Consider the following 6,892-nt stretch of genomic DNA (forward strand, 5'->3'; position numbering starts at 1 on the left):
CCACCCGAAGGTCCAACTAGTGCTACTGATCTGCCAGAATCAATATGAATATTTAGATCTTCTAAAACTTTTTCATCACCGTAGCCAAAACTTACATCTTTATAATCAATAACTCCTTGAACATTTTCTAAATCATGGCTATCAGGTGCATCTTTAATTTCAACCGTTGTTTCCATGACTTCATTAAATCTTTTAAATCCTGAATAACCTTTTTGTAGCATTTCCGTAAACTCAACTAGCACTTCAATTGGCGTAATAAAGATATTAATATACAAGGCATAAGTAGCTAAAGATACTGGTTCTAAGCTGCCATCAGCAATAAATAACCCACCAGCAACTAAAATTGTTACATATAACAAGCCCTGAAAGAAATTATTACCACCTTGGAATTTCCCCATACAATGATAATTATTTTTCTTACTTTCTAAAAATCTTTCATTACTTTTGGAAAACTTATTCTTTTCAACATCTTCATTAGCAAACGACTTAACAACTCGAATTCCTGCCAAAGTATCTTGCAGTGAAGCATTGACACCAGCAATTTTACGACGATTATCCATAAATGTTTTTTGCATCTGTTTATTTTGTCGTAAAGAAAAGAATAGCATCATTGCCGTTACTAATATTAATAATAATGTTAGCGGTACATGAATATACATTAATAAAATAAATGAACCAATGATTTTAAGTAACGAAATAAAAATATTTTCTGGTCCATGATGTGCAAATTCACAAATATCAAATAAATCACTAACTAACTTACTCATCATTTCCCCAGTATTATTACGATCATAATAAGAAAAAGATAACTGTTCATATTTATCGAATAAATCTTTACGCATATCTCTTTCCATCATGGCTCCCATAATATGCCCCTGAGCCGATACATAGTATTTACAAATAGCTCTGATTCCATACATGATTAATAAAATAACCGCTAAAACTAATAAACTATTCATAATTTCAGCTGATGATAATTTATATAAAGTATCGTTTAAATAGTTTAGTATTTGTGGAAAAGCTAAATCAACCAAACTAATAATCAAAGCACAAATCATATCAATAATAAATACTTTTTGATAAGGTTTATAATAACTGATAAATTTTTTCATTATCTTCATCAAAATTTCCCTCCTTTAGCTTAACCATTATAGCACAAATGACAAAAATAGCCATCTTTGAACATTTAAAAATACTGCATTTTTCATTAACTTGGTATTTACTTTTTATAATTAAATGAATATTGTTTACTTGATTTATATCTTTATCTTTTTACTAACTGCTTTTAGACAAACTTACATTAAATAGTTAATTTTTCTTAAAGTCATTTATAGTTTCTTTATATCATAAATAGACAAACTATTAATTTCTAATAGTTTGCCTAATTAAATAACTGTTTATCATTACCACTGTCGATTTTAAAGAAAATAACCAAAACTAATGCGACAATCATCAATCCTAAACAAATCAGATATAAATTTGAATATGTTGTTATGTCTAGTATTTGTCCAGCAAAGTTTTGAAATATAATTGATACTAAATTCTTTAATGTTGCTACAAAAGCTAAAGCAGTGATTTGATTCTTTTCATCGATTAACGTATTGACTACTTTTAAGTTGATCATGATATATAACATCCCAGCTGGATGTTTGGCCATCAATGTCGCTAAAATGATAAAGACCATCGGTAAATCAAACCCATATACAACGCACTGTAAACATACCATACTGATTGAGATGATTAATAGTGTTTTATTGGCTATCTTATCCATAAATTTATTGGAAAATAAGACTAACGGCGCTTCACAAAAAACAGCTATCGATAAAATGGTCGAAGCAATATCAACATCTAACCCTTTATCCGTTAACATTGTCGGTATAAAGGTATTACCCATATTGGTAACACCATAAAAGATGGCACAGATAGCTAAATAATACAAGTATTTACGGTTCTTTAATATACTTCCTGATTGCTTTTTAGAATCTGCGGTTTCTTTTGTTGCTGCTGTACTTTGACTAGGTGTAGTTCCTAATAGTCCGATAATACAAAACATCATCGTCATGACAAAAACAACAAAGATTGATTTTGGTGATATCTTGTCATATAAAAGTCCAGCAAACTGAGAACCTAAAGCATAGCCAATCGTTCCCCAAATTCTAATTTTACCATACTGATATGGTGAAGTAGTAGCAATCTTTTCCATAACCGGATTGACCCCATTGATCATCATTAAAACAATACTATAGCTAATCATGATCATCCCTAAACTGTTTGCAAGCATAAAAGCCAGACCGCCACAAGCAGCAATAACAAATAAAACTGTATTGACTTTTTTAATATCATAACGATCATTTAATTGACCAATAAAAGGCTGAGTGATCATTGATGTCAAAAATGAAGCCGAAACAACTAATGACACTTCACTAGCTTTAAAGCCTTTATCCATCAGATAGACTGAAATTAAAGCACTAAACAAAGCCCATGATAAATAATAAAAGTTATACATCAAAAAATAACTTAAATAACTATTTTGATAACATTTTAATAAACTTTTTCTTTCCAATTTTTTTGTTCTTTTCAACAAACCATCCATACTATCGCCTCCGATAATAAAAATAACAAAGATCTTTTTTAAAACATAGAGTTTATGATTCTTTTTAAATTAGGTTTGCAAAAAAGAAGAAAAAGATTAGTTGTTTTGTAAATAAGATTTACAAACTTCTAATCTTTAATCTTGCATATTATTTTTTGGCCATGAAGCATCTTTAGAAATAGCACGACCTACGCCAATTAAATCAGCTACATTTTGTTTTAATAATTCATCAGCCTGATCAATATTTTTTACCCCTCCAGCTAAAATAACGGGAATTGATAGTGCTTCTTTTACTGGTTTTGCCTGATCACTAAAATAACCAGGTTCTTGATGATCTTCGCGAACAAAGAAATTCATACCCCCAGAAATATCAATAAAATCTAATCCCGCTTCTTGCAGTTTGATACTTGCCGCAACACTATCTGCAATTGTACTGCCACCTTCCATGTAATCACAACCACCTAAACGCATCCCGACAACAAAATCATCACCAACTGCCTGTTTTATAGCTTTAATTAATTCTAGATGTAATTTAATTCTGCCATCAATTGATGCACTTGTATAAAGATCTTGACGATGATTAGTTAATGGTGAATAAAATTGATTTAATAAATAACCATGAGCACTATGGATTTCCACGCCATCAAAACCAGCTTGTTTTACTCTAAGTGCTGCTTCAACAAACGCTTTGATTAATGCATCTATTTCTTCTTGATTCATTGCATGAGTTTTTTTAAACGTTCCACCGCCTAAACTGCCATTAGGATTAGTAATCGCACTAGGACTAATTCCTTCCACGTCAACTACACCTTCTTTAATAGCTGCCCCGGCATGTGATATTTGCATAAACGCAAGAGTTCCATTTTGATGAATTGTTTTAGCTAATTTTGTTAGACCTGGTAAATCATTATCATTAGCTACTGATAATTGATGTTTGCTTGCTCTACCATCACTTCGAACAAAACTATGTTCAATGATTACTAAACCAACATAGCCACCTTGAGTTCTTTGATCATAATACTGCAATAATTCTGGAGTCACGGTACCATGATCTGATTTTTCTAAGGCTACAGGTGCCATAATTAAACGATTTTTTAGGGTTAAGTTTTTCAATTTGAATGTTTCTTTGATCATATCTTTCTCCTTTTTTTGATGTATATACATCAATTAGACTTAAATTAAAGAGATGTTTCCATCTCATTTAATTTCACTAATTTTTTTTAATAACTGGTCTAATTTTTCATCATCTTCGCCTAAATAAGCTTGAATATCTAATTGGGCCTGTTCCCATAGTTTTTTAGCCTGATGATAAGTTTGCCTACCAGTTTCACTTAAAACTATTTTACTATCACGACAACCATCTTCTTTAGCATCAATAACTAAACCTTGTTTAATCAATACTTTGATATTTCGAGCTAAGGTCGAGCGGTCTAAACCTGCCATATCAGCTAGTTCTTTAATTGTTCCACGTTTACAAGTGGCTACATTTAATAAAGTAAAATACTGCCCTAAAGTAACGCCACTAGCTGCTAGTTTTTGATCATAAAAATTGGTTAAATTATTAGATGCTTTTTTCATTTTTAAACAATAACAATCAGATGAGTTCACGTTTCCTCCTTTTGATGTATATACATCATTATATCACATATACATATTTAAACAATCTTTTTTCCATTTTTAATTAAATTAAGAATAGCTTCTTCATTATCAAACTGATCATAATCACCGATATGACCATTTTCATAATGATATTGAATTCCCATTTCACTATTAATTTTTAAGCGATTTGCAAGATCCTTTTCACCGTACAATTTTATATATTTACAAAAAGTACGAATCCTTAATTTATGTAAAATACTATCCTGGCATGGGAAATCCGGACATTCAAAACAATAAGTATAATTTTTAGTAGTACAGCATTGATAATTTTTACAATTATCTTTATCAATGCAGCCACCTTTTTTACACCCTAAACAATCACTATTTTCATTACAATAGTCACAAGCTAAACCACAATAACCAAAGCCCCGTTTCATCATAATCACCTAATCAACATTTAAATTATTAATTTTTTCTTGCAATCTTTCTAAAAAAGCACAAGCTTCATTTCCATCCATTTGCACATGATGAAATTGAAAAGATACTTTTAATTTCACTGATTCCTTATCTTCTTGATATTTGCCCCATAACATAAATGGATTATTATAGATACCACTATACATATTAATAATCCCATCTATTTCATATTTAACTAAACTGGAAGTTCCTACAATCATTGTATCGCTTATTTCATGATCCTGGCAAGTTAAAGCAACTTGACTGGTTAATGTTAAATAAGCCTGATTAAAATCAATTAGTTTATCATAATAAGGAATATCGCAAGTATTAATTCCGCCATCTTTATTAGCAACAATGACATTAATCCCTATTTGATCATATTCATATAATTTCTTTCCTACTGGAAGTAAATAAAATTCTTTGGTTTCTTTAGCAGCTAAAGCAATACAATAACACATTAGCATATTTAATTTATAGCCCTGCTTTTTTAAAAACAATAATTTAGTAATATCTAATGTTTTAAAAATAGTCACCATAGGCATTGGAGCATTAATATACAACTGATAACTTACTGCTCGATTTGTCTGTTTCCAATCTACTTCTTTCATCATCTCACCTCTTTGTCAAAATAGTTTATTTTATTATTATATACTTTAAAAAGGTGATTTTCGATATTTTTTTAACTATTTAGTTATAAGAGTGCAAAATTAATAATCTGGTAACTCAATAAAACTTGAATTAACGTTCTTTCATTTTTATCAAATCATGATTTAGTAAATCATGATTTGATAAAATTAATTATACACATTTTTTACTTTTTATAAAAAAAGATGAAATCCAAAGATTAGTAAAGCTCTTTAGATTCCATCTTAACAATATTATTTTATCAAAACTTTATCTCTAATAATTTATTACCCACTCATTTTCATTATTTTTTAATTTATAAGTTCTCTACTTCTTTTGCACCGCGAATATAAACTCCGTAAACATAATCAGCATTTTCCATGATAGTTTTATATCCCGCTTCATAGTTTCCTTCTTTAATGGCTTTTACGATGCGTTTATTAAATGCTAGCATTTTATGCATATCCAATTCTTTAGCGTATAAATGAAGTTCAGGAATATTGATAAAACCATGGTCTTTAAGAGATAAATAGTCGCCAAATTGATCATCTATTGAATCAACAAGGGCTTTATGAAAATTATTATCAAGCTGATATTTATCTTTAAACGCTCTTTTTTTATTTAATCCTTTTTCCATTTTATCTATACATTCATCTAATTTTTTTACATAGGAATCATTAGGATCTAGTTGATATTTTTCAATCAATCTAATGATTCCATAGCCTTCTAAACAAATTGATAAATGATATCTTTGTTTAATTTCTATATCTGTCAATTTATGCAAACGAAAACCTCTACTTGGTAAAATATCGATTCTCTTTTCATCACTTAGTCTTTGAATTGCATCTCTAAGTGGTGTCCTGGAAATATGAAGTTCTTGGGCAATTTTAGTAAGTGAATAAATTTCTCCTACTTTAAGTTCTCCTGCCCATAACATATCCAACAACGCCTGATACGCTTGATCTTTTAATAATGTTTGCATTGATCACCCTTCTTTCACCAAAATAGTCTTTAATGACTTTATCATATCATTAAAGACTATCTTTCGCTATATATTTTTTTTAAAGGTCCTCACCATGACTAGCTATAACTTTTTTATACCATGCAAAAGAATCTTTCTTTATTCTTGAAAAATCTCCAGTACCATCATCATGTCTATTAACATAGATAAATCCATAACGTTTAGCATATTGACCTGTTCCAGCGGAAACCAGGTCAATTGGACCCCATGTTGTATAACCAATAAGTGGTACACCATCTTTAATGGCTTCATCCATAGCTAAAATATGTTTACGGAAATATTCGATGCGATAATCATCATGAATGCTTCCATCTTCTTCAAGTTTATCTACTGCTCCAATTCCATTTTCGACAATGATAAAAGGAGTATGTGGATAGCGGTTATGTAGTTTATTTAAAGTGTATCTTAATCCATCAGGATCAATTTGCCATCCCCAGGCTGATGCTTTAAGATATGGATTGACAGCACCACCATGTAAATTTCCTTCTGTCATTTCGGCATTTGGGTCTGTTGTTACACAATTTGTCTGGTAATATGATAATGAATAAAAATCAACAGTTCCTTCTTTTAAAATTTGAAGATCTTCTTCTTTGATA

At 30.0% G+C, this 6,892-nt stretch carries 8 protein-coding genes; all 8 read right to left on the reverse strand.

All coding sequences use genetic code 11. The annotated features are described in order from the left end of the window. A partial coding sequence (locus tag J7M77_RS11650; RefSeq protein WP_296878729.1) for an ABC transporter ATP-binding protein occupies positions 1–1,121 on the reverse strand: 1,121 nt, incomplete at its 3' end. 260 nt (positions 1,122–1,381) lie between these two features. Continuing rightward, positions 1,382–2,593 carry an MFS transporter gene (locus J7M77_RS11655; RefSeq protein WP_296878731.1) on the reverse strand — a complete coding sequence of 404 codons (1,212 nt, stop codon included), beginning with the start codon at positions 2,591–2,593 and terminating at the stop codon, positions 1,382–1,384. A gap of 135 nt (positions 2,594–2,728) precedes the next feature. Next, a complete protein-coding gene (locus J7M77_RS11660; protein WP_296878734.1) occupies positions 2,729–3,727 on the reverse strand; it encodes an NADH:flavin oxidoreductase in 999 nt (332 codons plus the stop codon). A gap of 63 nt (positions 3,728–3,790) precedes the next feature. Beyond that, on the reverse strand, positions 3,791–4,201 hold the full coding sequence (locus J7M77_RS11665; protein ID WP_296878736.1) for a MarR family winged helix-turn-helix transcriptional regulator: 411 nt from the start codon (positions 4,199–4,201) through the stop codon (positions 3,791–3,793). Between the two features lie 47 nt (positions 4,202–4,248). Then, positions 4,249–4,629: a DUF3795 domain-containing protein gene (locus tag J7M77_RS11670; RefSeq protein ID WP_296878738.1), complete on the reverse strand. Its 381-nt coding sequence runs from the start codon at positions 4,627–4,629 to the stop codon at positions 4,249–4,251. A gap of 9 nt (positions 4,630–4,638) precedes the next feature. Beyond that, positions 4,639–5,259, reverse strand: a complete 621-nt coding sequence (locus J7M77_RS11675; RefSeq protein WP_296878740.1) for a CatA-like O-acetyltransferase, family 2 — start codon at positions 5,257–5,259, stop codon at positions 4,639–4,641. Positions 5,260–5,591: 332 nt separating this feature from the next. Next, positions 5,592–6,257: a GntR family transcriptional regulator gene (locus J7M77_RS11680; protein ID WP_296878742.1), complete on the reverse strand. Its 666-nt coding sequence runs from the start codon at positions 6,255–6,257 to the stop codon at positions 5,592–5,594. Between the two features lie 79 nt (positions 6,258–6,336). Next, the coding region (locus J7M77_RS11685; RefSeq protein WP_296878744.1) for a glycoside hydrolase family 1 protein at positions 6,337–6,892 on the reverse strand (556 nt) is incomplete at its 5' end.

The organism is Thomasclavelia sp., assembly GCF_017889095.1.
Classification (GTDB): domain Bacteria; phylum Bacillota_I; class Bacilli_A; order Erysipelotrichales; family Coprobacillaceae; genus Thomasclavelia.